Origin of the sequence: Legionella pneumophila subsp. fraseri, assembly GCF_000586315.1 — a bacterium.
Lineage (GTDB): Bacteria > Pseudomonadota > Gammaproteobacteria > Legionellales > Legionellaceae > Legionella > Legionella pneumophila_B.
The window spans coordinates 24,576-50,637 of the sequence record NZ_JFIM01000024.1 but is presented as its reverse complement, the minus strand read 5'-3'; the positions used below and the strand labels follow the sequence as shown (position 1 = coordinate 50,637).

Sequence of the window (26,062 nt, the reverse complement as noted above, 5' to 3'; positions counted from 1 at the left end):
ACAGGTTGTTTAATCCGGACTTAATCGCCCACAATATTGGCACTCAACGATTTCATATCATTGATGAATTTCTGGAAGAGGAGCACTACCACTCTTTACGAAATATGGCTAATGAATTGAAACAGCAAAATTTATTCAGAAATGCCAAAATTGGCCAGCATTTACAAGCTCAGCAAAATGACAAGATTAGAAGCGATCAAATTTTCTGGATAGATGCAGACTCTCCTTCTCCGTCCATTCAAGCTTACTTAAAAAAACTTGTCTGTTTGGGCAATATTCTGAATCAAACCATGTATCTTGGTTTAGTAGAATTTGAAACCCATTTTGCAATTTATCTCCCTGGAACCTTTTACAGAAAACATGTTGATCAATTTGAAAGCACGAAAACCCGGAAAATATCATTCGTCTATTATTTGAATGAAACTTGGCAAACAGAATTTGGCGGTGAATTGTTACTCTATAATATTGAAGACAAGCTCATTCAAAACATATCTCCAGTGGGAAATCGATTAGTCTGTTTTGATAGTGAATTACCGCACGAAGTCCATCCGACTCATCAAACGCGTTTCAGTATAACAGGGTGGATGAAAACGCGCTCAACCTCCGTACTGATCGACAATAAACTGACCCAAATAACTCAGTAGCACTTTGCACCCTGTATAAAACAAAAAATTAGTTTATAAGGTCACAAGAACTATTGAACTTTAAGTTAAGTTGATATTAAATGAAACACTATCAGGACTTAGGAAAAACCCAAGGTCAACGCAAAAATATTTTTTAACGAAGAGATTGGGAGGTTTCCCAAGTCCTGAAAATGGTTCCATGGATCAGGAGTTACCACCATGCCTATCAGTAATGCCTTTCTTAAGTTATTCAGTGAATTTGTTGATAATTATGCACGCAATGGCACCCCTTCATTTTATCATTGGGCAAAGGAACAAAATCATGAAGTAATTAACAAATTTTTCCATGAACTCTTGGAAATTATTAAATCAAACACAGAAACATTTCACGATGTCAGTATTATAGAGCACCTTAATGCTACAGTACTATTATCAGCAAAGACCAATCCCTACTTACTCGATTGTTGGATTTCATTTATTACCAAATACAATACTGAAACCAACAGCTTTACCCCAATAGGGGCTTCGATGCACATTAAAATCGGGCCAGAAGGCACCCCATCCGAGCGGATAATAAGGGAGCTCAAAGAAAGTCTGGCCATGACGCAACAAGCGTTTATTTTAGCTCAAAAGGCCAATGCTACGGAAGTTGACTCTTTAAAAAGACAACTTGAGCAAACAAAGCAAGAAAACGAGCGCTTAGTCACACAAAATCAGTTTCTAAAAGATCAAGTCAGGGCAGAAAAAACATTCACAGACCTTAACCCACAGATTAACAATGCCCGGCAACAACTCAGTGCTTTAACCGAATTAATACAAACTCTAAGCGAAATCACAAATGCCAAACCCAAAATAGAAACTGTATCTTCCTTATCCATTCCAGTTGTTACAGAAAATAAATCTGAACTTCTAAAGGAAAATTCATGCTCTGTCGCTTCTATATCCAAGGAAGTTACTCCTGCAATCAGTCAAGATCCGAAAAAAAGACCTGTTCCACCGCCCCCCAATGATATGGATGGTCAAGCATTATCCCCCAATATACCCCCTAAAGAAGATGTGTCTATAAAAGTTACAATACCGTCCATGCCCAAACCAAATTCAACCCAGCCTGTTACAAAAAATTCAGGTTTCTTTTCAGGCGATGGTTTTTTAAAAGAGTTAAATGCAAAAATTAAAGAAAGAAAGGAACGCCCAAAAGATGAGCCACATACCACTCCCGTCGAAAAAAAAAATCTCTAGTTAAGCCAACATCTGTTCCTCCTGAATATAGAGCGCTCTTAGCTAAAATGGAGGACATTAGAAAAGCAGTGACAGGCAAATACCCTCATACTGATGATTCATCACCAGAGTCAACTCCTCCCTCATCCCCGGAATTAACCCGTTGGAAATGAGGGATGAATTAAAATCCATAGGCTACTGTAGAATAAAAATTATGGTGTATAATAGCGTTTTTGCTTAAATAATAAATCATGCATGCCTTAGAAATTAAACAACTTTCAAAAACCTATTCAAATGGAGTTGAAGCGTTAAAAGGCATTGATTTAACAGTGAATACCGGTGATTTTTTTGCCCTGTTGGGGGCAAATGGCGCCGGCAAATCGACTACCATTGGTTTAATCACCTCTTTAGTCAATAAAACCTCAGGAAACATCAAAATTTACGGCTTCGACCTGGATACTTCTCCTGAAAAAGCCAAATCTTGTTTGGGATTGGTACCTCAAGAAGTCAATCTGAATATTTTTGAAAACTGCGAGCAAATTTTACTGAATCAAGCTGGCTATTATGGCATTTCACGGAAAAAGGCTTTGCCCAGAGCGGAATCCTTGCTAGTACAACTAGGACTTTGGGACAAGAGACGTTCTATAGTACGCCATTTATCAGGTGGAATGAAAAGAAGGCTTATGATTGCCAGAGCGCTGATTCATCAACCCAAATTACTGATTCTGGATGAACCCACCGCCGGTGTTGATATAGAAATAAGACACAGCATGTGGGATTTTCTAGCGAGAACTAATGCAGAAGGAACAACGATTATTCTGACGACTCATTACCTGGAAGAAGCGGAACAATTATGTAAAAACATCGCAATAATCGATAAAGGTCAAATTATTAAAAATACCTCGATGAAAGCTTTATTACAAACATTGCGCCATCAAACCTTTATCTTTAACACAGAAAACCCCATTGATTATTTACCAGATATACACCCTTTCAATGTGACACCTATTGATGCGACTACTTTTGAGTTGCGTGTAGACAATAACTTCAGTTTAAATGAAGTATTTGCGGTATTGACAAATCAGGGAATAAAGATTCACAGCATGCGCAATAAAACCAACCGCTTAGAAGAACTTTTTATGGATCTTATTAAAAATGGCGTTTAAATATCAACTCATTGCCCTTTATACTCTGGTAAGACGCGAACTGGTCCGTATGTTTCGCATTTCGAGCCAGGTGTTTTTACCACCAGTCATCACTACAACATTATATTTTCTAATTTTTGGCAGTTTGATTGGGCCTCGTATTGGTGATATTGAGGGCGTGGATTACCCACAGTTCATAGCACCCGGATTAATTATGATGTCTGTTATTATTAATTCCTATGGAAACGTCTCTAATTCACTATTCAGTGTAAGATTTCAAAAAAGCATAGAGGAAATGCTGATTAGTCCCATGCATCACGGGCTTTTATTATTAGGTTATGTGATAGGAGGTGTGCTTAGAGGCTTAATCGTCGCAATTCTGGTTTTTGTTATCTCTACCTTTTTTCTACCTGTTGAATTAGACCATTTACCGATGACCCTGGTAGTCGTCGTGCTTGTTGCAGCCATATTCTCTCTGGCTGGATTTACCAACGCCATGGTTGCTCGAAATTTTGATGACATCATGCTGATACCTACCTTTATCCTGACCCCTCTTACTTATCTGGGAGGAGTATTTTATAGTATTAATATGCTGCCTCCCTTTTGGCAAAAAATCTCTCTTTTCAATCCAATTTTATACATGGTAAACGCCTTAAGACACACCATGATTGATCAGGAAGAGGTTAGTATGACTCTGGCTATGATTATTATTTTCCTGATGTTAATTGCATTGACGGCAGGGAATATGATTCTTTTAAAAAAAGGGGTTGGATTTCGCGAATAAAAATATTTGGATTTCTTACAAAACCAATCTATTTGCGTTTAAAACCTAATGCTTCCAGACGCTGTTCTATACTAGGATGAGTTGAAAAGGCATTATTTAGCGATTTTACTGGGTCAATATGAGAAGGATCAAATAGATAGGAGGCTTGCCTTACCTGCTCATGAGGAGTATCCCCATAAGCTTTCGCATATTGTTCTGCATTCTCGACATGATCTTGATTAATTTTAAGCAAAGCCCTGGCCATAGGCTCGTTATCTCTCATTAATTCCACACAACCGGCGTCAGCCATGTATTCTCTGGTTCGACTTAGAAAGAGAGCTAACAAAACAGTAATAATGGGTAAGACATATCTTAAGATGATAATAATCATTAACAAACGGTTATCCCCTCTTCTGTCTCGTTTGAAAATTACGGAATAAAACAGGATATCGATGACTATCAATAAAATATTACTTAGCACGGCAACCATGAGAGTCAATTTAATATCATGATGTCTGATATGACTTAACTCATGAGCCATTACAGCCTGCATTTCAGCCCTGTCCAGCTTTTCCATCAAGCCACGCGTAATCGCAACCATCGCCGATTTCTCACTATAACCGCTGGCAAAAGCATTCATGTAATTGGCTTCGATAATGTAAACTTTGGGCATATATTGCAAGCCTGATGCTACTTTCATCTCTTCAACAACGTTGTATAATTGTTTTTCTTGTAAGGTCCGGGCCGTTTCTGGTGTTATTTCATAGTATTCCGTTCCCAATAACATAATGCGGTCATAAAGAGCATAAGTAATTAACAAAGAAATACCTGCGAATGCGATCATTAATAAAGTAGCAATAGGCACCACTTTAAAAGTGATTAAAGCATAGATAATCTTTTCCAAAGAGGCATGAGAATACATACCTTGTAAAACAAAAGCATCGACTATCAATCCCACAAGGATATAAACTAAAAAAAAGACCACAATCACACTTCGGGTCTTTTTCTCATTCCGCCTCAATTGTGCACGCCAATCTCCTGCGGTGGCATGATAATCTGCAATCCCCATGGCTTATGGCTCAAAGTTTCACAGTGTAATTTTCTTTTGCCTGAATTTGTTCTTCTGGAAGCCCCCAATAGATAAATTCTTTATCCAAAGCAGAAGAAAACATTGCCACAACCATGGATTCAAAAAATGATTTTTTCTTTGCGTTATAACGTTCTATTCCATCGTTATAAGCTTGTTTCGCATAAGCCAGTTTGTTTTCTGTATTAACAATTTCCTCTTGTAATTGCATGACATTTTGGCTTGCTTTCAAATCAGGATACTGTTCAAAAACCAAATTCAAATTGGATGCAATTTTTGAAATTCCATTTTCTGCAGCAATTCTTCCTTGCTCATCTCCGGCTTCTTTAGCGGCCTGTGCCTGATTACGTAATGCAACAACATCCTTGAGAGTGGTTTTTTCATAATCCATGTATTTTTTAACTGCTTCGATCAGTGATTCAAAAACTTTAAATCGCCTATCCAATTGAATATCTATTTGTTTTTTATTGTTATTAATTGCCTCAATTAATCCAATTAGAGTGTTATATATGCTAATTGCCCAAATAAAAGCAAGTGCAATAATAATTAAAATTGCGATAAAAAATGTTTTCATCTTCTTATCCTATGAAAGATCCTTTCCTTAATTTATAGCCTGAAATTTCAAAAAATAACAGGTAAGATAAGAAAAAAGAAACTACTGGATACAGTGTCTTTTGTCGAAAAATACATTCAGATTGTCTAAAAACAACCTGAATAAAACATCAAATATAAAGACAATTTGAGAATTAATGAATTATTTGACTTTTAGAAACTAATTTGATTTAGAGAGCATTTGTTTTAAAAACTGGCCTGTAAAAGATTGAGAAGTTTCGGCAACCATTTCGGGCGTCCCTGTTGCAATAACCTTTCCTCCTTTACTGCCTCCTTCTGGACCAAGATCAATGATCCAATCCGCCGTTTTTATCACATCCAAATTATGTTCAATAATGACGATGGTATTTCCTTGCTCGCGCAAGCGAGTCAACACCGTTAATAACTGTTTAGTGTCATGAAAATGTAACCCCGTTGTGGGTTCATCAAGAATATACAGTGTATTCCCAGTATCCCTTTTTGATAATTCTCTGGCCAATTTAATTCTTTGTGCCTCCCCTCCAGAGAGAGTAGTTGCACTTTGTCCAAGCTTTATATAAGACAAACCAACATCCATTAATGTTTGACATTTTCTGGCAATAACAGGAATGGCAGCAAAAAAAGTGCATGCGTCTTCCACTGTCATATCCAACACTTCATGAATATTTTTGCCTTTGTAGTGAATTTCCAAAGTTTCCCTATTGTACCTTTTGCCTTGACACACATCGCACGAAACGTATATATCAGGTAAAAAATGCATTTCAACCTTAATAAGACCATCGCCTTGGCAAGCTTCACATCGTCCACCTTTGACATTAAAACTAAAACGTCCAGGCTGATATCCTCGCGCTCGCGATTCGGGAGTCCCTGAGAACAAGTCTCTTATATGAGTAAATAAACCAGTATAAGTTGCAGGATTCGAACGCGGAGTTCTGCCAATTGGACTCTGATCAATGTCAATAACCTTATCACAAAGATGCAGTCCGGAAATGTCCTTAACCTCACCTGTAGTCATTAAGCTGGCTCTGTTTAGTGCATTGGCAGCAATAGGATATAAAGTATCATTAATCAAACTGGATTTACCTGAACCAGAAACACCAGTAATGCAAGTAAACAAGCCTAAAGGAATACTGACATCAACACTATGTAAATTGTTACAAGTCACTCCTTTTAAATGAATCATCCGATCATAGTTAACCGGGATTCGAGCTTTTGGAATTTCTATTGCCTCTTTACCAGACAAATATTGACCAGTGAGAGACGCCGGATTGTTCATGACTTCTTCTGGAGAACCGCTAGCAACTACTTCACCACCATGAACTCCAGCGCCAGGACCTATATCAAGAACAAAATCAGCACTTCGAATAGCATCTTCATCATGCTCCACAACGATTACAGTATTTCCCTGGTTACGTAAATGCATTAAAGTACTCAATAATCGATCATTGTCACGCTGGTGCAACCCTATTGAAGGCTCATCCAAAATATACATGACACCTACAAGTCCTGAACCTATTTGACTGGCCAGGCGAATACGCTGAGCTTCTCCTCCGGATAAAGTCTCCGCGCTTCGAGCCAGAGACAAATAATCCAAACCGACATTCACCAGAAATCCCAGTCGTTCTACAATTTCCTTATTTATCTTTGCTGCAATTTCACCTCTATACCCTGATAACTTCAGCTCTTTAAAAAACTGATACGCTTGTTCAATAGAGTAGCTGGTAATTTCTGGTAGATTTTTATCCTTAATAAATACATGTCGAGCTTCTTCACGTAATCTCGCCCCCTGACAAGATTGACAAGGGCGTGAGGATAAGTATCTGGCAAGTTCCTCCCTGACCATACCAGAGTCTGACTCGCGATAGCGGCGTTGCATGTTGGGAATTATTCCCTCAAAACTATGCCGCTTCACCATATATCCTCCATTGGGTCTATGATATTGAAACTCGATTATTTCACGGCCACTACCATACAAAACGATTTGTTGCATTGCTTCACTTAAATCACAAAAAGGCGTATTGGTATCAAAACCATAGTGCCGAGCAAGCGATTCAAGCATACTGAAATAATAAGTGGTTTTCTTATCCCACCCCCTGATTGCCCCTTCTGCCAAACTGGCGGTTGCATCGTGGACAACTCTTGCTGGATCAAAAAACTGATCCACACCAAGACCATCACAAGAAGAGCAAGCTCCCACAGGATTATTAAATGAAAACAGCCTTGGCTCCAGTTCACTTAAACTGTAACCGCATTCAGAGCAGGCAAACCGGGAAGAAAATAAAAGTTCCTTGAAACTCCCATCCATTGACGCAACGATGACAAGGCCATCTGCCAGATTGAGCGCATTTTCAAAAGACTCACTCAAACGTTGAGCCAAATCAGAGCGCACTTTAAAGCGATCAATAACTACTTCTATAGTGTGCTTGGTGCGTAATCCTAATTTAGGGGGAGAATCCAGCTCATAAAGCTCCCCATCAATACGGGCACGGACATAACCCTGGACTTGTAATTGTTGCAGAAGCTGGACATGCTCTCCCTTTCGTTCACGAACAACAGGCGCCAGAATCATCACTTTACTGTCTTCGGGTAAAGCCAACACCTGGTCAACCATTTGACTAATAGTCTGAGCATGTAAACTGGTATGGTGGGTAGGACACCTTGGCTCTCCTACTCGGGCATAAAGCAAACGCAAATAGTCATAAATTTCGGTAATGGTGCCTACAGTCGAACGCGGGTTATGGGAAGTTGCCTTTTGTTCTATAGAAATCGCAGGAGATAGCCCCTCTATTGAATCAACATCAGGTTTTTCCATCATGGATAAAAACTGCCGTGCATAGGCAGACAAAGACTCCACGTAACGGCGTTGTCCCTCGGCATAGAGAGTATCAAAGGCTAAAGACGATTTCCCAGAACCGGACAATCCAGTTATTACTATTAATTTATCTCGAGGAAGATCCAAGTCCAAATTCTTGAGATTATGGGTTCTTGCGCCGCGAATGGTAATGGTATGCATAAAATTCGTTAATTTGACTTAAAAATAGGTGAGTATATCTCTGCTATAATAATAAAACAAATTGCACACTATGATGAGAAATAGGGATTTTAATATGAAATCACTAATAAAAAACTTGCTTTTCATTGTGGTTCTCTCAATCAACTCGCCTGCTCTCTATGCCGCTAATGGTAATACCAGGGTGATTCAATGGGCTCAGCAAACCCTTATGGATACTTTATCTGTCAGTTATACTTCAAAACCACAAGATTTTGCCACTGTTCGTAAAAATTATTCACTTAATGCCTGGAGTGGAATAACCGGATTTTTAGGTGGGAATATGAAAGACATTCGTGAAAAGCAATTGACTCTTCATCCAGTTTTACTGTCCGACACTCAAATTCTCTCAACAGGTCTTTATTCAGGTATGAGTTATTGGATTATCAGACAATCCGTAGCCATAGACGAACTCAATATCAAGTTAACCTTTACCTTAACTATCCTGGGACGATCTGCAGCAGCGGGCTCCCCATACATAATTCAAAGCTTAAGTATTTTTCTAAATGCATTATAATTACGAATTAAACAGGAATCACCCGAAATATGGATTGTCCCCATAACCATACGTAATTCACTTGTAAATCTATACTCCCGCTTTAAATTCTGCTTCAATATAAACAGGACTTACGAAAAACCCAAGGTCAAGGCAAAAAATGTTGTTAATGAGAGAGTTTAGATACACTAAATGACCGAATTAAAAACTTTTTTTAACAAAGAGATTGGGGTTTTTCGTAAGTCCTGATAAAAGCAACAACAGGAGGACTCAACCATGCCTAAGTGTATGCATTTTATTTTGGCTACTGCATTAGTTTTTGTTACAAGTACATTTTATGCCAGCAATCTACAGGAAATAGAACAAGAAGTAAGTGATTCAGTGATTACTGCCAAAATTACTGCAAAGTTTGCCGAAAGCAGGCACTTGAATCCATTAAAAATTTCAATTGACACAGAAAAGGGAGTTGTGACCTTAAGCGGCTATGCTCCTGACAAACAGGCTTTCATCGATGCCTTGCAGATCGCGAAAAGCACGAAAGGTGTCAAGGCGGTTCATGCCAACGATCTTCACATAAAGAAAGTCAACACGGCATTCACAGATGCCTTCATCACAGCAGAAGTTGAAACAGCCGTTCTAAAAGCCAAAGTTCTTGATGATGAATCAATACCATTGGTTGGAATTAATGCCAGCACAACGAATGGCGAGGTTACCTTGTCTGGGCATGTAAAAAGTGCGCGCTCCATTGCAGCCATCATTAAACGAGTTAATGAGATACACGGCGTCAAAAAAATCGTTACCAATTTGGAAATTCAGGAAAATACATGAGCCCATTAACCCAATTTAAATTCTTTTTATGGTTTTTTAGCCACTTTAAAGTAGCCTTGATTGGCTATTTAAAGCCTAAATTAATTCAGCTGACCGATAATGAAATTGTTGTGCGACTACCATTGACAAGACGCAGTCGCAATCATCTGCATTCTATGTATTTTGGTGCCTTGGCAGTTGGTGCGGATATAGCTGGAGGATTACATGGTTTTTATCATGCCAAACAAGCAAAATGCAAAGTATCCCTCGCATTTAAAGCCTTTCAAGCGCAATTTCTGCGTAGACCTGAATCCGATGTTTATTTTATGTGCACAGAAGGAGAGGTAGTTAAAAAAATGATAGAAGAATCAAAAAAATCCGGTGAACGCATTAACAAACCAATTCATATCAAGGCCTATATCAATTATTTGAGCCATCCAGAAGAGATTGCTGATTTTATCCTTGAACTCTCTGTAAAAGTTTTAAAATAACAGGCTTCAATTCTTATATTAAAAATATTAACTCTGCAAATGATTATTATTTTTTCAACTTCATTTCCTTAAACATCATACCATGATCAGGCTCCTAAAATGACTTGTTATTGAATTGATTAGACCATTTGACAAAGAAGATACCCGTGTCTAATTTTAAATCATGAAGGCACTATTTTTACCGCAAGGACTTGCCTATGATTGACCTGATAATACAAACTCAACCTGATGATGAAACTTGCGGACCAACCAGCTTACACGCCATTTATTTATATTACGGTTTGGATTTACCATTAAACGAAATCATTCAAGGAGTGGATAAATCGCTTTCAGGTGGGACTTTAACACCCATGTTGGGAAAACATGCCCTGCTTCATGGATTTAGAACAACTGTTTATATCTATAACCTGAATATATTTGACCTGACCTGGTTTCATAATGGTGAAGTCAATAATTCCTTTTTAATGGATAAACTTGAAGCCCAGATGAAATATAAAAATGATCCCTATATTACCAAAGCGTCTCTAGCTTATTTAGACTACTTAAAACTGGGGGGGACTATCCGCTCCAAATCACTTAACGTGGACTTGTTAAAAAAATATTTTAATAAGAAAATCCCCATTTTAACTGGTTTAAGTGCTACCTACCTTTATCGCAGTGCAAGAGAATACTTTACTCCGGAAGGCAAATCAGTTTACGATGATATTCGTGGTGAGCCTTGTGGGCATTTTGTTGTACTGTGCGGTTATGACGTAAAAAAACGCCTTGTAATTGTTGCTGACCCCCATACAGAAAACCCACTGTCTCATAACAATTATTATAAAGTAAGCATCAATCGCTTGATTAACTCTATAATGCTTGGTGTGCTAACTTATGATGCGAATCTACTCATAATTGAACCTAAAGAGTAATAAATGCAAACAGTTATTGTTACCGATGATCTGGACAGCTGGTCTTTTTTAAGTGAACTTGCCCCGATAGTACATGCCTTGGAATATCTTAGTGGCGATGAGTATCATCAAAATAAATCATTTCGGGTCATTAACTTATGCCGATCTTATAATTACCAATCGATTGGCTATTATGTATCTTTACTTGCTCAAGCCCGTGATCACAAAGCATTACCCTCTGTACACAGTATTCAGGATGTTTTAAACGTCAGTTTATCCAAACTGATCTCTCAGGATACTCATGAAGAAATACAACACAGTCTCCACGATATCAAAGGCAATGAATTTGTTTTAAGCCTCTATTTTGGCCAAAATCTGGCAAAGCGATATGCAACATTGGCAAAACAACTCCATGGTCTTTTTCCTTTACCACTCATTCGTTTTTATTTGGAAAAGAAAAAACAATGGCGGATTAAGACAGTCGTTCCCTTATCTTTGTCAGATGTACCAGAGCATCATCTCGAGTTTATGCGTCAATCAGCCGACAATTACTTATCAAAAAAACGGGTTCATCAGTGGCGTAAAAAACAACGATTTCATGATTTGGCCATTCTTGTCGACCCATCCGAACCCAATGCGCCCTCCAATAAAAAAGCCCTTGAACTGTTTGTTTCTTGTGGCGAAGAATTGGGATTAAACGTTGACATCATAGATAAAAATGAAGCAAAAGCGATTGCTGAATACGACGCCCTTTTTATTAGAGCGACCACTTCAGTGAATCATTATACCTATCGTGTGTCACGACGCGCAGCCCAGGAGAATTTGGTCGTTATTGATGACCCACAATCCATTATTAAATGCTCGAATAAAGTTTATCTTGCAGAACTCTTAAGCAGTCACCAAATCATGACGCCAGAAACCTTATTTATCAGCAAATATGACAAGGAATTACCCAAGATTGAATTCCCCTGCGTTTTAAAAAAGCCGGACAGCGCTTTTTCTCATGGGGTGGTTAAAATAGATGATGAAAAATCTTTGCAGAAATCTCTAAACCAGTTTTTTAAAAATTCTGATTTGGTAGTGGTTCAACCTTTTATACCGACTGAATTTGATTGGCGCATCGGCATCCTTGATAATAAAGCACTTTTTGCCTGCCGCTATTTTATGGCAAAAGGCCACTGGCAAATCTATGATTGGCATTGCCAGGAAGAAAACAAAGAAGGGGATAGTGAAACGCTGCCCCTTCATGAAGTACCAGAGCAGATTATTAAAATAGCTCTGAAAAGTACGCGCTTGATTGGTGACGGGTTATATGGTGTCGATATAAAAAGTCATGGTAATAAATATTACGTCATCGAAGTGAATGATAATCCCAATATTGATCATGGCCTTGAAGATAAAATACTCGGCCAAAATCTGTATGAACAGATTATGAGCGTCTTTTTACAACGAATTCGCAGGAAACATGGTTATGTCTGATTTTCCTATTTTTTCTGTCTTAGGGATAGAAATAGAATACATGCTAGTGGATAAAGAGAGTTTGAATGTCCAACCGAAAAGCGATCTTATATTACGTGCTTTGGCTGGCCATCAGGTTAATGAAATAGAATTAGGAGATATTGCGATAAGCAATGAATTAGTATTGCATGTCCTTGAATTAAAAAATAATGGTCCCAAACCACTACATGCTCCAGTAGCCGAACATTTCCAGAAAACCATTAGAGATCTCCAGCCACTTCTCGCTCAACACAATTTGCTATTATTACCAACTGGAGCCCATCCCTGGATGGATCCAAATACCGAAACAATTCGCTGGCCTCATGGTAACCATGATATATATAATCAATTCGATTCGATTTTCAACTGCCAGGGGCATGGCTGGGCAAACCTGCAAAGTATGCATGTCAACCTGCCTTATTCCAATGAAGAAGAATTTGGTCAATTGCATAACGTCACTCGTTTGATTTTACCATTATTACCCGCCATTGCGGCAAGTACTCCATTCCTTGATGGTCAAGCGACAGGATTACTGGATTCCAGATTGTACTTTTATAGCCGAAATCAGCAACGGATTCCGTCTATCAGCGGCGATATTATTCCTGAGTTTATTAGAACAGAAAGGGAATACCAGGAACAAATTCTCGAACCCATGTATCGCGATATTAGCCCTTATGACCCCGAAGGAATATTACAATATCAATGGTTAAATTCTCGTGCTGCAATTCCCAAGTTTGACATGAAAGCTATTGAAATTCGGATTCTTGACAGTCAAGAATGTGTAGAAGCAGACATTGCCATAGCAAAAGCAATTAATGCCATTTTAAAATACTGGCAAAGCACTTCAAGTTTTTATCTTGATAAGCCATGCGATACCAAGAGTTTAAAGTACGTTTTTGATCAAACAATAAAGAATGGATTAAATTGTCATATCGATAACAAACAATTACTGGAACAATGGCAATTACCTCGCCAAGAAATGTCCGTCAATACCATATGGTCACTATTGATTGAAAGAATTAGTCATGAACTGGACAGGAAACAGCAACTGGCCCTGGAACTTATTTTAAAACAGGGAAATTTGAGTGAAAGAATACTCAAGGCTTGTAGTTCCCATCTCAATCATGATTCTTTAAAACAAGTGTATAAACAATTAACACATTGTTTGCTTCACAATGAACAATTTACCCCCTGATATAATGAAACATATAGCCCTTCTGATCAGTTGTGAACATGCTGTCAATACAGTCCCTTATGACTATCAAACGCTGTTCGAACGCCATAAAGAATTATTAGAGTCACACAGAGGAATTGATTTTGGGGCGCTTGAAATCGCACAGTCGATTCATAAAAAAAACCATTGCAGTTTGTTTCAGGCTACCTGTACAAGGCTCTTGGTTGATTGCAACAGGAGTATTAATCATCCCCATTGCTTTTCAGAGATTACAAACAATCTACCCTCAGATGAAAAGAAAAAAATACTGGATCAATTCTATTTTCCATTTCGCAATCAAGTCATGAACCATATTCACCAACTGATTAGTCAAGGACTGCAAGTTTGGCATCTGTCCACACACAGTTTTACGCCGGTAATGAACAACATCATTCGCACTACCGACATTGGCGTTCTATATGACCCACAGAGTCATTCAGAAAAAATCCTGGCCAGGCAATGGCAAAAAGAAATCAACATCCTCCACCCCCAGTTAAAGGTACGTATGAATTATCCTTATAAAGGAACCAGTGATGGGTTTACTACATCCTTGCGTAAAAAATACAGTCATCATGAATACGTAGGCATTGAACTGGAAGTCAATCAAAAACTTGTCTTTAACAATCACAGCCTGGACGCAGTCAAAAATACAGTATCATTGAGCGTATCAAACACGATTAAGGCATATCAAAAATCAGAGATGTGACCAACAATATTTTTTTCAAGTTGCAATTTAAACAAACTAAATGGCTTAATTAAATTTTTTTTTTACAAAAAAGATTGAGTTTTTACAAGCACTGATCATGTGTTAATATTTGCTTAAGTATTTTTCTTTATAATATCACAAGTTAATTTTTTTAATATTGAAATGATTTCAGAAAAGATCAAGCTTTTAGAATCCTTTAAGCAAAACCAATTCTCTAAATTAATTGAAAAAATTAATGCAAAAATTCTTGCGACTTTAAAAAGTAGACATTTCAATCCCAGACTGGCGCCCTACCTGGAAAAAATGAATAAAGAAGGGGTTCCATTCACTGATTTTGATCTTGACCCGGAAAATATTTCTCAAATCAAGAAACTGATTAACGCCCTTTACCATGCCCGTTTAGCTTTCCTGGATTTAGAGAATATTGATATACGGAACATCAAACGAACTATCCCCGATCTCAAATTACTTTATAGCAATACGATTCACCAGGCCTATCAAGCCGGTTATCTAATCACTAACCTCGATGTTGATTTGCAGGAAATGTTCAAGGAAGAGATTGATCTTATTCTCCCTGTCATTGGACAACTACAAGCCTTTGCTGGTGAACACCAGGAATGCACCAAGCGTTTGGCAGAGTCTTGGAAGGATTTTCCTATAAGCTATAAAGCAGGAGAAGTTACAGGCATTGCCTTAGAGCAAATGCAACCGAGAACAGGAGATTGGGATTACCAATTCCTCACTCAATTCAGTGCCGTATTACCTGGTTATATAGAAAAATTAACTCAATACATTCAACAATACTCTTCGCAAATCAAAGAAAAAGAGCCTACCCTAAATAATGAAAAGCTGGAAGAGTTACAAAACGCATCATTAAAATTACTAAATGACCTGGAACATCTGAAAGGGAATGACTTTTTTATATCCCTTAAAGTTTTAAAATACATTCACATTATCCGTAATATCATCACATTGGCGACAAGCTCTGTTGAGCAAATGGGACATTTCAGTGATTCATCCCAAGACGTCATTCGTGATAATTTGGCTCAATTAAAATACGTTGTATTACCTACTTTATTTGGGTTAGTGGATAAAATTGAAGACAATGCCATGCTGAAGCCTGGTACACTGTCTATTCCGTTAATGGAAAAAATTAAACCTCTATACCAACTTTTAATTTATTACGCATCCAAACCCGTCAATTTCAAAGAAAAGGGAGAAGAGTTACTCAGTATAGAGGACTCCCGTTTTCTCGCTTTAAGACTGGAAAGAACATATCAACGAATTGATGAAGCCAATAAAGCCCTTTTTAAAATACAAAAAGCGCAAGAAGCCTTGGATAATTTTTACAAGCTATTGGACACCCCCCCCTATAATAAGCAACCCATACATCAATTACCGAATGAAATTAAAAAACAACTGGTTACCCATTACAAAATAATCAGTCCTTATATGATGGATTTGGATCCCGATCTCAATATTTTGTTGATCGATAGCTTGCAAAGCCCGGAATCCTGGTCTTCTTATTTAACAAAGCCGTGGCGCTGGTTAAGAGGTACACTCCCGGCGGACCATGCCCGTTTTGTTTTGGCACAACAGGAAGCATTACAAACTTTAATTAGCAAAAAGAAAGCAACCCAGCAATTTCATATCGAGTTGAATAGAGACCTCATCGAATCGGTCCATAAACAAACAAATCTGGTTTTATTCCCTTATAGTGAAAAAACAAACGTCTTCCTCATTGATGAATCAAAGGCATTAAACCCTGCCAATGGCGCTACTGAGAAACTAAAATTCAGGTCGGAGAAAGGACATAATATACTGGTTAATCCTGAGGATTTAACATCTGAACAGGCTCTTGACCTCTATCAATGGTATAGAAACAAACGTGAAAAATTCAGAGTTGCCAGCAAAGCATATAACGAATTTATTACCTTATTAAAAAAACAAACTAAGACAATCGCTGAAACAGAAGGCAGGATTCTCCATTTAAATAATCTTGATAAAGAGACCAAAACTCGCTGCCGTAATTTATATAATATATTTCAACCTTATTTTATCGATGGGATACCCCCTGAACTCAGAGCGTCCGCAATAAGTTTTGACAAATTTTTGGTCCATTCCTTTTCTAATGAGTCATCCACCTATGATGCTCCGGCAGTTGATCTGTTTGAAAAACTGGATGAACATTTTCAAATTTATTTTACAGAAATTGATTTACAATGGGGTAAAAAGAGTAATCAATATTTAAAATGGGCCCAGGAAAAATTTGCCAGTGAAAATAACTCAACCGAGCTTGAACATGATGAAAAACTGGAAAGCAGAGCCCATCATTTAATAAAACATACCAATTTCTCTAAATATATACATGAGTTCAGAACCGAGTTAAATCAAATCATTTCATTATTTAATAATGCAATGAAAGCCCAACTTAAGCAGCAACCCAACGGAATTCCTTACCCTGAATTGCAAGATAAAAATAAAGAGCTTGCCCAGAGCGCGCAGGTTATCGCAATAAAACGCATATTCAACAGTCTTTATCATGTTGAAAAAATTGTTGTTGAACTGGAAAAGCTGGATACCAGAAGTTACGAAAGCGTCTATGTTTATCACTTAATACAAGCCTATGATCACATTAATGAAATTAAGAAGCTAGCGCTAAAACTTGCTGTGGATCCTCATTTTAAGCTCATCGCAAGCGAGTTACTGGAAAAAGCGCAAACGCTTATTGCAACAATACAAGAACACAGTGATGCGTATCAGGTGTCTCCGTTAGAAGTACCTTATAACCATGATATTAAATACAATGCCCTTTGGTATACACTCAATGCTTTTTATATTTCACCAAAACACATTAGAAGCTTAAGAAATACCAACTATCTCACGACAGAAGAACTCAACGACTTACACTTAAAGGCAAAGAAAGCAACTGTTACTGTAGAAAATATTATTAAGAGTTCAAACTCCTATTTCAAATTATTCTTACAAACGCCTGCCATGTATTCTCTCTATAGAGAAATGACTAATAAACTGAATGAATTTATTAGCACATCACATGACGCGGTAATGAATAATCTGGATCAATTCCGCTCCAAGATTTTCACCCCCATGCTGATGGAAGCTGATGCATGGGAAGATAAACTAGGCTTGGTACCAGGCACTATCTCAGGACCATTAAAAACAATAACGGATGAATATTATAAAGGCCTGTTACATCCTTTAGCTCTGCATTCCAAAGCCCATATTCGAATGATATGTGATAAAACGCCAATAGATCAAAGAATAAAAATAACACATAAAAAACTCGAAAATGCAACACAACATTTGGATAAAATAGAAAAAAACTATAAACATATCATCAAGTTATATGAAATTATTAAAACAAAAAGCGGTAAAACCACTGATGATGAATTAATCGAAACTTATAAAAAAGCTCTGTACAAATTGGCAAAATTACAAAAGCGATTACCAGAGAATACAGATCCTGATCCTAAAGATTATGAACTAGACACTCTTTTAAATTCAGAACTGAAAGAATATGAACCTAAATTAACGCTCATTAAGCCTCTCATTATCGCAAGTTACCACCATTACGAAGGCTTAAAAGCCACCTATCTTATGAAGGCAAACACTGCCAGAGAAAAGCTGAATTATCTTAAAGAGTTACGATCGACTCAGGAGCAAGAAGATCTCCTTTATATAGAAGAATACACTACAGAATCATTTAATAAACAATTAGATGCCTTCTGCAACCGTCATATAGGCTTACAATACACTGACAAGGAATATCGCACAAAACTTAGAGAATATTTACTGGCATTCAAAGACAGTATTATTCAACACTCAAAATTCGCAGAAGATATTAATTTAACTATAAAAAACTTGCTAAAGGAAAAAATTAAAAATTTTGAAAGGGATAATTTTGAGAAATATTATCACCTTGATGCCGTAAGAGTTGCTTTAGCCCAATTTAAAAATTACTTTAGTCTTTCCACCGCAGCCATCGAACAAAAGAATTCGACGTTTGAAAGCGAGGAAACACTGGCGAAAAAGACGGAACTCATCAATAAACTGGTTGATATCAGTGAAGATGGAACTCTTACGCCAAAAGAACGTGTCGACCAAATATCTTTTCATGTTAAAAATCCTAATTTTGAAAGAATCATCATGGATTACAAACAGGAAAGCTATTTTAGTTTTACCTATTTAAAACAATGCATCTTATCCTTATTGGAAGCGCTTTGCTTGTACACCCCGGAGAGAAGAAAACTATTTAATAATTTGGAAAGCTCTGTAAAAACTCAGCCCAAAATCAATGAGCTGACCAAACGATTTGGATTATTTGCTGGCAATGAGTCGGCCATGTCCACAAAATCCGAATCCAGGGCGCTTACGTCAGTTTCCTCTGTTGAAAACAATGAGACAATAGAATTAAACCCATTAGCGCCATCAGCATAAAAATATTTGACTTAATCTTTCAATCTATACCATAACCATGTCTAGGTATTGAATGCGATAGTTTCTTGTAATGCGACTCCAATAAATTTCTCTATTTCATCAAAATGCTCCAAACTCTCTGGATTTGCTAACAAAGTGTTGTAGCCTAGTTTTTGCACAGGATCGAGGTATTCTTGAATGTCATCGACCAGTAAAATCGATTCATTAGGTAAATAACTGTATTTTTCATGATGTACTGATTGAATAACCTGAGCCTTTGTCATCATTTCCTTTCGAACAAGTATTCCCTCTTCCATTATCATTTTACTGATAAAAAACAAAGAGTCCTTTTTAAACCCGCCAATACCAGGATGAAAGCCATCGACGCTTGCAATAAAATCAGTCATTAAATCAACACAAGATTGAAGATCAGGACGTCCGCTCAAAAAGTACAAAGGAATATCGGCGTGAATAGCAAACTTCACTAAACGTCTAAATTTTTCCTTATCCAGATGGGAAGCGCCAATTGACCCATCAGGCTGAATATCATATTCTCCATTTGCCTTCCTTGCAGGAAGAGCAACAGTGCCATCAAAATCAAGAAAAATAACTTTTTCAGGCAAATGCCCTAAGTCCTTCTTTAGAAATAATGATGAATACATTTTTTCCTCCTGACCATTCAATGTTTCTATCCATTCAAAATATTGTGGAGATTATCAATATCGACTTGTCAGCGTATCTGATTAGGTAAATCGAAACAAGGTCACTTATCATCTCTTCAACAGGAAATATTTTCTGCCTTTCCCAGAAATAATTTGTAGAACAAGTTTTTTCAAAAAAACAAAAGAACAAGGTGATTGTTTAATAATCATTGATTCCCTATAATTCGATTTCCTGAATAACAATAAGAAGGTATTTTCATATGAAAAAATGGACCGTACTGGCAGCAAGTAGCCTTTTAACGATGAATGCATACGCCAATGAATCATTCTGTGGATACAAAGATTTTTTCCATTTGAGTGATAAAACTCATCCCGGAATTTATGTAGTTAGTGGTTATAATGATTCAGATGTCGTATTACAAATAGTTGGCCCACGCAGTTTTGTAATCAGAGATGGTTTTGATTGTCGAGCAGGTTATGCTCATGTGACTGTAGCCTACGACAATGCCAATTGGTGCGTACTTGATATTAATGACGGTCCATTTATGAACCATCCTGTCGTCAGCGCTTCCTGCAATGGTCTTCGTTATATCAATACCACCTATGATGGTTTTGGAAGTTACTCCTATTCTATCAACCTTGAATAAAAGTAACGTGAGTTATGGATAAGGATTATATAAGAAGCAGCCGATATCCAGGGTCCGTTTGGGCTGAGGAGGCATTTATGCCGTCCCGAAGCCTTGTATGGAATTTAATGTTTCGTGCCAAGGCTTCGAGACGGTGCTGATGCATCTCCTCAGCCCAAACGATTCAAGATAACGACCTATCTTATCCATAACTCATTTAAAAGTAATTAGTCCAGAAGCTGCCCTTGAGACAAAAGAGAAATAAAATTGTATTCTCTTGTCATACTTACTGTAATCAAATCCAATAATTTTAATTGACTCTCAGCTCTTACTAGCCTAACGATTCTGATTTAATCTGATTTTTACCTGCTTTTTTTGCTTGATAAAGTGTTTTATCAGCAGCAGTGATGGCACTTTGTTGATCAATCATATGCAAAGAGTCAATGCTTATAACTCCCATGCTTAACGATACATTTTTATATTGATTTTTTTGGTTAAACCGCTTTTGAATAGTAATACAAAATGCCGTCACTTCATTTGGTGGCATATTAATAAGAATAGCAGCATATTCATCTCCACCAATTCGAAACATGCTATCGCCGGAGCGCCGTAATGTTTGTTTCAGGATGTTTGCCACATGAATTAAAAAACTGTCACCTACAGAATGTCCGAAGGTATCATTAATATACTTGAAATTGTCTATATCGATGAAAATCAGGCTGATAGGATATTTATTACGTTTCGCTCTGCTTAATTCATTACTGAACACCATATCAAAATGACGACGGTTAAATAAGCCGGTCAATGAATCGGTTATAGATAATGTCCTTACCTTGGAAAGCAATTTTGAATTTAATCCTGCAGTTAATAAAACTATAATCAAAAAAAGCGAATACATGACAGCAAGAATTGCTTTATCATACTGAAATAAATACAAATTGTAGGCAATAATTGGGAAATTCATTGGCAATACGTAAGCATAATAGGCTGGAAGATAAATCGATAAGGATGCGATAGCACCTGTCGATAAACCTCCCAGCATGAGTACAAAAATCAACTCATTTGTATTATTTAAATAAGGAGCAAAAATCAAGTAGCTCAAACCCCAAGCCAGCCCCATGAAAAAATTGAGTAGTAAAAAACCAATTAAAGACTGTTTTCCTTTTGTAATGTATCGCTCTTTACTGATTATAATTTTGCTGGCCATCCAGCGAATCACACTTAAAATTAAAATGAGAAAAAACCAGATTACAACCAGTTTGATTGGAGCCTCGTTCGTATAGATAAAATCCAAAGCCAGCACTATTACTGCCAGGATATTGAATGGGATAGTTCTTAAGGAGCTCTCCAATAATGACAAAAAGGCTTCAAGCTCCAATGAAGACCGCTTCTGTTGATGCATAATTAATTCAAAACCCAAGCACCTTCATTATAATTGCAAGTATAGCCTAGTTTATTTATTTACTCTTAGCCGGCAGCAAATAATCATGACCGACAAGCTGATCCAATTGCAATGTCCAGGTTAAAGACACTGTGGGCAAATACCATATATATTTAACGCATGATCTGTCATTTTAAAATGAGCACGCTCTGCAATAGCTTTTTGTCTTTGCTCTATTATTTCATCGACAAATTCTTCTACTCGTCCACACTTAACACAAACAAGATGGTCATGATGCTCGCCCTGGGACAACTCAAATACCGAATATCCACCTTCAAAATTGTGTCTCGATACTAATCCCGCTGCTTCAAATTGGGTAAGAACTCTATACACAGTAGCTAAACCAACATCTTCGCCTGATTCCAACAAGGCCTTATAGACTGCTTCTGCGCTCAAATGGTGATCCCTTGATTGCTCCAATATTTGTAATACCTTGATACGAGGTAATGTAATTTTTAATCCAGCGTCTTTTAACTGTTGACTTTCTTCCACTTGTGCTCCTTAACTGTAATGAATTCCGAATTTTAATCATTATTTCTTGAAAATTAGACTAATAATTGGCATCAGCGACTTTAAAACTTAGTCCAGCCCAACAATGACAAATACCAAATTCCACACGATGACAGGTGCCTTTCAATAAATGACATGTTATTATGGCGAAATTTTTCATGGTAGGCAAAAAAATGCGAATAATAACCTTTTTTATTTGTTTCATTTTAACATTAACCTTAACCCAATGTGCATCATATGACTTCTCAAGACGCATTACTCAGCAAGGTAATTTGTTGCCTCAATCAAAAATTGCCCGATTAAAAATAGGCATGAGTAAAAATGACGTTGCAATCTTGATGGGTACCAGCTTAATGAGTCCAACATTTAATAATGATCGGTGGGACTATGCATACACTTGGAGACGAGGAAAAGGTAACCTGGAAATTCGTAATGTTGTTTTATATTTTTCCAGAGGTTCTCTGACAAGAATAGAGCATAAGCCGTAAGTTAGTCTCTCTCCTTGTCTAATCGATTAGATAAGGGGAGAGTTAAGTGTAACTTAATATTCCTTTATTTTTTTAATTGAGCTAACTTACGCCGCTTTTCTTTAGGATCGAGTATCAATGGCCTATAAATCTCAATTCTGTCTCCTTCTTTCAATACCAAGTCCATAGAAACCTGCTTTCCGTAAACTCCTATAGGTAATCCCTTCGTTTCCGGACAGGTAGAATAAATATTTGATTCAATTAATGCCTCTTCAACCGTAGCACCTTGTTTTAAATCCATTTTGTAATGCAAGCAATTTTCAGAATTCGCTATATAGACTAATTCAACCTTTACCATAAATGACCTCGGCTCTTTCGCAAAATGCGTCAACCATTTTATCGGTTATCTGATCAAATATAGGACCAAGAAGCATGGAAAATATTTTCCCTGCAAACTCAAACTCCAAATCAAAAGAAATTCTGCACCCGTTTCCTTCCTCATCAAAACGCCAAAATCCTTCCAAATGACTAAATGGGCCATCAACCAGACGAATTTCAATCATTTTATTAGTTTGCAATCGATTACGAGTAGTGAATGACTTACTCATTCCAGCAGCTGCTATCACCAAGGTCGCCTGGACTTCATCATTGTCACGATGAAGTATTTTACTTTCTGCGCAATAAGGTAAAAACTCGGAATAATGTTCAACATCATTAACCAGTCCATACATTTGTTCACAAGAATAGGGTACTGTTCGTGACCTTTTTACTATTGTCATTGTAAAACTCCTTGAACCTGCTTATTAAGCCAAAGGCTAAGATCTTTAATTTCTTCAAAACATATAGAATGTTCCATAGGGTATTGATGAAAGGAGACTTCACTATACCCCTGAGCCAGGAGCCAATCCTTGCTTTGTTGCGTCCATTTTGGCAGAACTAAAGGATCAAATTGTCCTGATCCCATAAAAATGGGGGTATTCTTATCAAGTTGCGGCTTATTATGCTTAACCAAGGGCAAGTAAGCGGATAATGCAATAACCCCTCCTAATCGATCAGTTATATGAAGGGCTGTATGCAACGCCATAGCCCCTCCTTGAGAAAAGCCAGCTAAAAAAATTTGGTGTGGTCTAAAACCACAATTATATTGAGCGTCAATCACCTTACAGATTAATGATTCAGACTCTTCGATTCCTGCCTTATCTTCCTCATCGACCAAATCTAATCCATAAATATCATACCACGCGGGCATAACCATTCCTCCATTCAGAGTAACTGGTCTTCGAGGAGCATCAAGAAACACATGCCTTAAAACCACATCTTCTATCATTAGCTGATCAGCTAAACTCATCATATCAGAGGCATCAGCTCCCAATCCATGCATCCATATAACACAAGCTTGTGCTTTCTCTAAAGGTTCCTTCATATAAACGCTCAAAACAAATTCTCCGCAAAAAAACATAAATTATCGCCAATGCAATAAAGCAGTGCAAGTTTAGCATTCAAAAATATATTGAACAAATTATAAGCATACTGAGTGAAGAAAATAATAACTATTGATTTTTTTTGTATAAAATTTTATCATTATGTTTGTTTTATAAGTTGCATGTTGTATGAGTATTTTGTTTTTAGCAAGAAAGCTGGCTTCTGACTACGGATTCATTGAGCAAATCCAGCAAAGCCAAAATAGAAACCAAATAAATTATCGCTTCTATTCACCCCGGCCTGATCTGAATAGCTCGCATACAAACAGCTTATATGGAAGTGTTGGTCAAGGCGTCATTTCAAAAAATATGACTTTCATATACTGGTATAGGGATGGAAAAAATAGTTACGTCATTGAGTCTACAAAGAAAATACCTAAAAAAGAACTTGCTGTTTTGCATCAATCAGTCATGGATAATCAACACTCTTTGGAAGAGATACTCGAGGCATCCAATAATCTGGAGCTTTCTTTCCAGACACGTCATGCTTAAGAATTACCTCACAATAGACACAAAATAATAAAAAGAATGAATCATTGAGTTTCAAAACAAATCTCATATAATTAAAATTTAACTCTATAATAGTATTTGATGAGACACATTTATTTCGCTTTATTATTCATTGTTGTCACCATGGCTTCTTTATGTTTGTCAGCTTGTGGACAAAAGGGACCATTGTATTTGCCTGAACAAGAAAAGAAGGCAACCGCTAATCACTAGAGATATTCTATGGGAATAAGATTTACTAAAATGCATGGTTTAGGCAATGATTTCATTGTACTGGATGGGATCAACCAATCTATTCAATTAACTCCCGAGCATATACAAAAACTAGCCAATCGCCATACCGGTATTGGGTTTGACCAATGTTTATTAATTGAACCCAGTCAAAACGAAGAGATTGATTTTAATTATCGAATCTTTAACGCCGATGGACAAGAGGTAGGACAATGCGGCAATGGAGCGCGATGCATAGCCCTTTTTGCCAAGTATTATGGTTTAACAGCAAAAAATAAATTAACAGTAGCAACTAAAACCACGCTTATGGATTTAATCATCAATGATGATAACAGCGTGAGTGTCAATATGGGCGTTCCTAAACTAGCCCCAGATGAAATCCCTTTTCTTGCAGATGAACAATCACCCGAATATTCACTTGAATTAAATAACGACAATACAGTTAATCTTCATGCAATAAGTGTGGGTAACCCTCATGCTGTATTGTTGGTTAAAGATATACAAACAGCCCCTGTAAACAGTTTGGGACAACAGATTAGTCTTCACCAACAATTCCCAGAGCAAGTCAATGTTGGATTTATGCAAATAATTAATCCTGAAAAAATCAATTTACGCGTCTATGAAAGAGGCTGTGGTGAAACAATTGCTTGTGGTAGTGGTGCCGTTGCAGCAGCAGCAATAGGACGTTTGTTTTACAATCTGTCAGATAAAATCACTGTTCATTTGCCAGGAGGGGATTTGTTTATCCAATGGCCTTGCCGCACTGCTCCCATTATATTAACTGGACCTGCTGCTTTTGTGTATGAGGCCACATTACTTTCATAACAAAATTCACAAAATTAAAACAAGTATTGAATTTTTTTTTCAAACAGTTATTCTGAATTAATCCACAAGTATAAAACAGGACTTACGAAAAACACCAAGGTCAAGGCAAAAAATGTTTTTAATGAGGGAGTTTAGATAAACTAAATGACCGAATTAAAAATCAGTTTTTAACGAAGAGATTGGGGGGTGCGTAAGTCCTGTAAAAATTCCATCGGGAGAGTTTGTGAATATTATATTCCCTGGCTTAACATGAACGAAATGGGTAATAAAGTTGATAGAGTAGTTTTGACATTTCGGTC

25 protein-coding genes and 1 pseudogene are annotated in these 26,062 nt (G+C 37.2%); 17 read left to right on the top strand and 9 right to left on the bottom strand.

What is annotated here, in order from left to right:
* The first annotated feature begins 5 nt into the window (after positions 1–5).
* From CC34_RS0106415 to CC34_RS0106400, 4 genes and pseudogenes are all read left to right on the top strand, one after another.
* Positions 6–644 (top strand): 2OG-Fe(II) oxygenase, encoded by a 639-nt coding sequence (locus CC34_RS0106415; RefSeq protein WP_028379263.1) that lies wholly within the window; start codon positions 6–8, stop codon positions 642–644.
* A gap of 178 nt (positions 645–822) precedes the next feature.
* Positions 823–1,862, top strand: a pseudogene (gene vipA, locus CC34_RS0106410) (Dot/Icm T4SS effector VipA).
* Between the two features lie 230 nt (positions 1,863–2,092).
* Positions 2,093–3,007, top strand: a complete 915-nt coding sequence (locus tag CC34_RS0106405; RefSeq protein WP_027228945.1) for an ABC transporter ATP-binding protein — start codon at positions 2,093–2,095, stop codon at positions 3,005–3,007.
* Positions 2,997–3,770, top strand: coding sequence for an ABC transporter permease (locus CC34_RS0106400; protein WP_027228946.1), 774 nt, complete (start codon positions 2,997–2,999; stop codon positions 3,768–3,770). Before CC34_RS0106405 ends, CC34_RS0106400 begins: the two co-directional genes overlap by 11 nt.
* Positions 3,771–3,798: 28 nt before the next feature.
* Here the strand turns inward: CC34_RS0106400 and htpX are convergent, their stop codons facing one another.
* The 3 genes from htpX to uvrA all read right to left on the bottom strand — a co-directional run bounded on the left by htpX (position 3,799) and on the right by uvrA (position 8,440).
* Complete coding sequence (htpX, locus tag CC34_RS0106395; protein WP_028379262.1) at positions 3,799–4,818, bottom strand: zinc metalloprotease HtpX; 1,020 nt, start codon at positions 4,816–4,818, stop codon at positions 3,799–3,801.
* A 10-nt stretch (positions 4,819–4,828) separates the two neighbouring features.
* The gene (locus tag CC34_RS0106390; protein WP_011945576.1) at positions 4,829–5,410 is read right to left on the bottom strand and encodes a LemA family protein; all 582 of its coding nucleotides are present in this window, start codon (positions 5,408–5,410) and stop codon (positions 4,829–4,831) included.
* Positions 5,411–5,608: 198 nt separating this feature from the next.
* Positions 5,609–8,440, bottom strand: coding sequence for an excinuclease ABC subunit UvrA (uvrA, locus tag CC34_RS0106385; protein ID WP_027228948.1), 2,832 nt, complete (start codon positions 8,438–8,440; stop codon positions 5,609–5,611).
* A gap of 94 nt (positions 8,441–8,534) precedes the next feature.
* Between uvrA and CC34_RS0106380 the strand changes: the two genes are divergently transcribed.
* From CC34_RS0106380 to sdhA, 8 genes are all read left to right on the top strand, one after another.
* Positions 8,535–8,993, top strand: coding sequence for a hypothetical protein (locus CC34_RS0106380; RefSeq protein ID WP_027228949.1), 459 nt, complete (start codon positions 8,535–8,537; stop codon positions 8,991–8,993).
* Between the two features lie 255 nt (positions 8,994–9,248).
* On the top strand, positions 9,249–9,800 hold the full coding sequence (locus CC34_RS0106375) for a BON domain-containing protein (RefSeq protein WP_027228950.1): 552 nt from the start codon (positions 9,249–9,251) through the stop codon (positions 9,798–9,800).
* Positions 9,797–10,270, top strand: coding sequence for a hotdog family protein (locus CC34_RS0106370; protein ID WP_028379261.1), 474 nt, complete (start codon positions 9,797–9,799; stop codon positions 10,268–10,270). The genes CC34_RS0106375 and CC34_RS0106370 overlap by 4 nt, the downstream gene beginning before the upstream one ends.
* Before the next feature lie 197 nt (positions 10,271–10,467).
* The gene (locus CC34_RS0106365; RefSeq protein ID WP_027228952.1) at positions 10,468–11,181 is read left to right on the top strand and encodes a C39 family peptidase; all 714 of its coding nucleotides are present in this window, start codon (positions 10,468–10,470) and stop codon (positions 11,179–11,181) included.
* A gap of 3 nt (positions 11,182–11,184) precedes the next feature.
* Positions 11,185–12,639: a RimK family ATP-grasp domain-containing protein gene (locus tag CC34_RS0106360; protein ID WP_027228953.1), complete on the top strand. Its 1,455-nt coding sequence runs from the start codon at positions 11,185–11,187 to the stop codon at positions 12,637–12,639.
* Entirely contained in the window at positions 12,632–13,852 is a 1,221-nt protein-coding gene (locus tag CC34_RS0106355; RefSeq protein ID WP_027228954.1) for a carboxylate-amine ligase, read from the top strand. Before CC34_RS0106360 ends, CC34_RS0106355 begins: the two co-directional genes overlap by 8 nt.
* On the top strand, positions 13,833–14,576 hold the full coding sequence (locus CC34_RS0106350) for an N-formylglutamate amidohydrolase (protein ID WP_032830455.1): 744 nt from the start codon (positions 13,833–13,835) through the stop codon (positions 14,574–14,576). The genes CC34_RS0106355 and CC34_RS0106350 overlap by 20 nt, the downstream gene beginning before the upstream one ends.
* 162 nt (positions 14,577–14,738) lie before the next feature.
* Positions 14,739–19,034 (top strand): Dot/Icm T4SS effector SdhA, encoded by a 4,296-nt coding sequence (sdhA, locus tag CC34_RS0106345; RefSeq protein WP_028379260.1) that lies wholly within the window; start codon positions 14,739–14,741, stop codon positions 19,032–19,034.
* 41 nt (positions 19,035–19,075) lie between these two features.
* Here sdhA and CC34_RS0106340 read toward each other — a convergent pair whose 3' ends face one another.
* On the bottom strand, positions 19,076–19,675 hold the full coding sequence (locus CC34_RS0106340; RefSeq protein ID WP_028379259.1) for a hypothetical protein: 600 nt from the start codon (positions 19,673–19,675) through the stop codon (positions 19,076–19,078).
* Between the two features lie 260 nt (positions 19,676–19,935).
* Here CC34_RS0106340 and CC34_RS0106335 point away from each other — a divergent pair, with 260 nt between their 5' ends.
* Positions 19,936–20,322, top strand: a complete 387-nt coding sequence (locus tag CC34_RS0106335) for a hypothetical protein (protein WP_027228958.1) — start codon at positions 19,936–19,938, stop codon at positions 20,320–20,322.
* A gap of 310 nt (positions 20,323–20,632) precedes the next feature.
* Here the strand turns inward: CC34_RS0106335 and CC34_RS1000000117375 are convergent, their stop codons facing one another.
* Together CC34_RS1000000117375 and fur are read right to left on the bottom strand one after the other, a co-directional pair.
* On the bottom strand, positions 20,633–21,703 hold the full coding sequence (locus tag CC34_RS1000000117375) for a GGDEF domain-containing protein (protein WP_027228959.1): 1,071 nt from the start codon (positions 21,701–21,703) through the stop codon (positions 20,633–20,635).
* 120 nt (positions 21,704–21,823) lie between these two features.
* A complete protein-coding gene (gene fur, locus CC34_RS0106325; protein WP_027223452.1) occupies positions 21,824–22,234 on the bottom strand; it encodes a ferric iron uptake transcriptional regulator in 411 nt (136 codons plus the stop codon).
* A gap of 161 nt (positions 22,235–22,395) precedes the next feature.
* Between fur and CC34_RS0106320 the strand changes: the two genes are divergently transcribed.
* Positions 22,396–22,740, top strand: coding sequence for an outer membrane protein assembly factor BamE (locus tag CC34_RS0106320; RefSeq protein ID WP_027228960.1), 345 nt, complete (start codon positions 22,396–22,398; stop codon positions 22,738–22,740).
* Positions 22,741–22,804: 64 nt separating this feature from the next.
* Here the strand turns inward: CC34_RS0106320 and CC34_RS0106315 are convergent, their stop codons facing one another.
* From CC34_RS0106315 to CC34_RS0106305, 3 genes are read right to left on the bottom strand one after another with little or no spacing between them, the layout of a single operon-like run.
* Positions 22,805–23,077: an RnfH family protein gene (locus CC34_RS0106315; protein ID WP_027228961.1), complete on the bottom strand. Its 273-nt coding sequence runs from the start codon at positions 23,075–23,077 to the stop codon at positions 22,805–22,807.
* On the bottom strand, positions 23,064–23,498 hold the full coding sequence (locus CC34_RS0106310) for a type II toxin-antitoxin system RatA family toxin (protein WP_027223449.1): 435 nt from the start codon (positions 23,496–23,498) through the stop codon (positions 23,064–23,066). Before CC34_RS0106310 ends, CC34_RS0106315 begins: the two co-directional genes overlap by 14 nt.
* Positions 23,495–24,142 (bottom strand): alpha/beta hydrolase, encoded by a 648-nt coding sequence (locus tag CC34_RS0106305; protein ID WP_028379258.1) that lies wholly within the window; start codon positions 24,140–24,142, stop codon positions 23,495–23,497. The genes CC34_RS0106310 and CC34_RS0106305 overlap by 4 nt, the downstream gene beginning before the upstream one ends.
* 187 nt (positions 24,143–24,329) lie before the next feature.
* Here CC34_RS0106305 and CC34_RS0106300 point away from each other — a divergent pair, with 187 nt between their 5' ends.
* From CC34_RS0106300 to dapF, 3 genes are all read left to right on the top strand, one after another.
* A complete protein-coding gene (locus CC34_RS0106300; RefSeq protein ID WP_028379257.1) occupies positions 24,330–24,692 on the top strand; it encodes a hypothetical protein in 363 nt (120 codons plus the stop codon).
* A gap of 99 nt (positions 24,693–24,791) precedes the next feature.
* Positions 24,792–24,920, top strand: a complete 129-nt coding sequence (lptM, locus tag CC34_RS1000000116970) for an LPS translocon maturation chaperone LptM (RefSeq protein WP_071974619.1) — start codon at positions 24,792–24,794, stop codon at positions 24,918–24,920.
* Positions 24,921–24,929: 9 nt separating this feature from the next.
* Entirely contained in the window at positions 24,930–25,763 is an 834-nt protein-coding gene (gene dapF / locus CC34_RS0106295; RefSeq protein WP_028379256.1) for a diaminopimelate epimerase, read from the top strand.
* Positions 25,764–26,062: the final 299 nt, after the last annotated feature.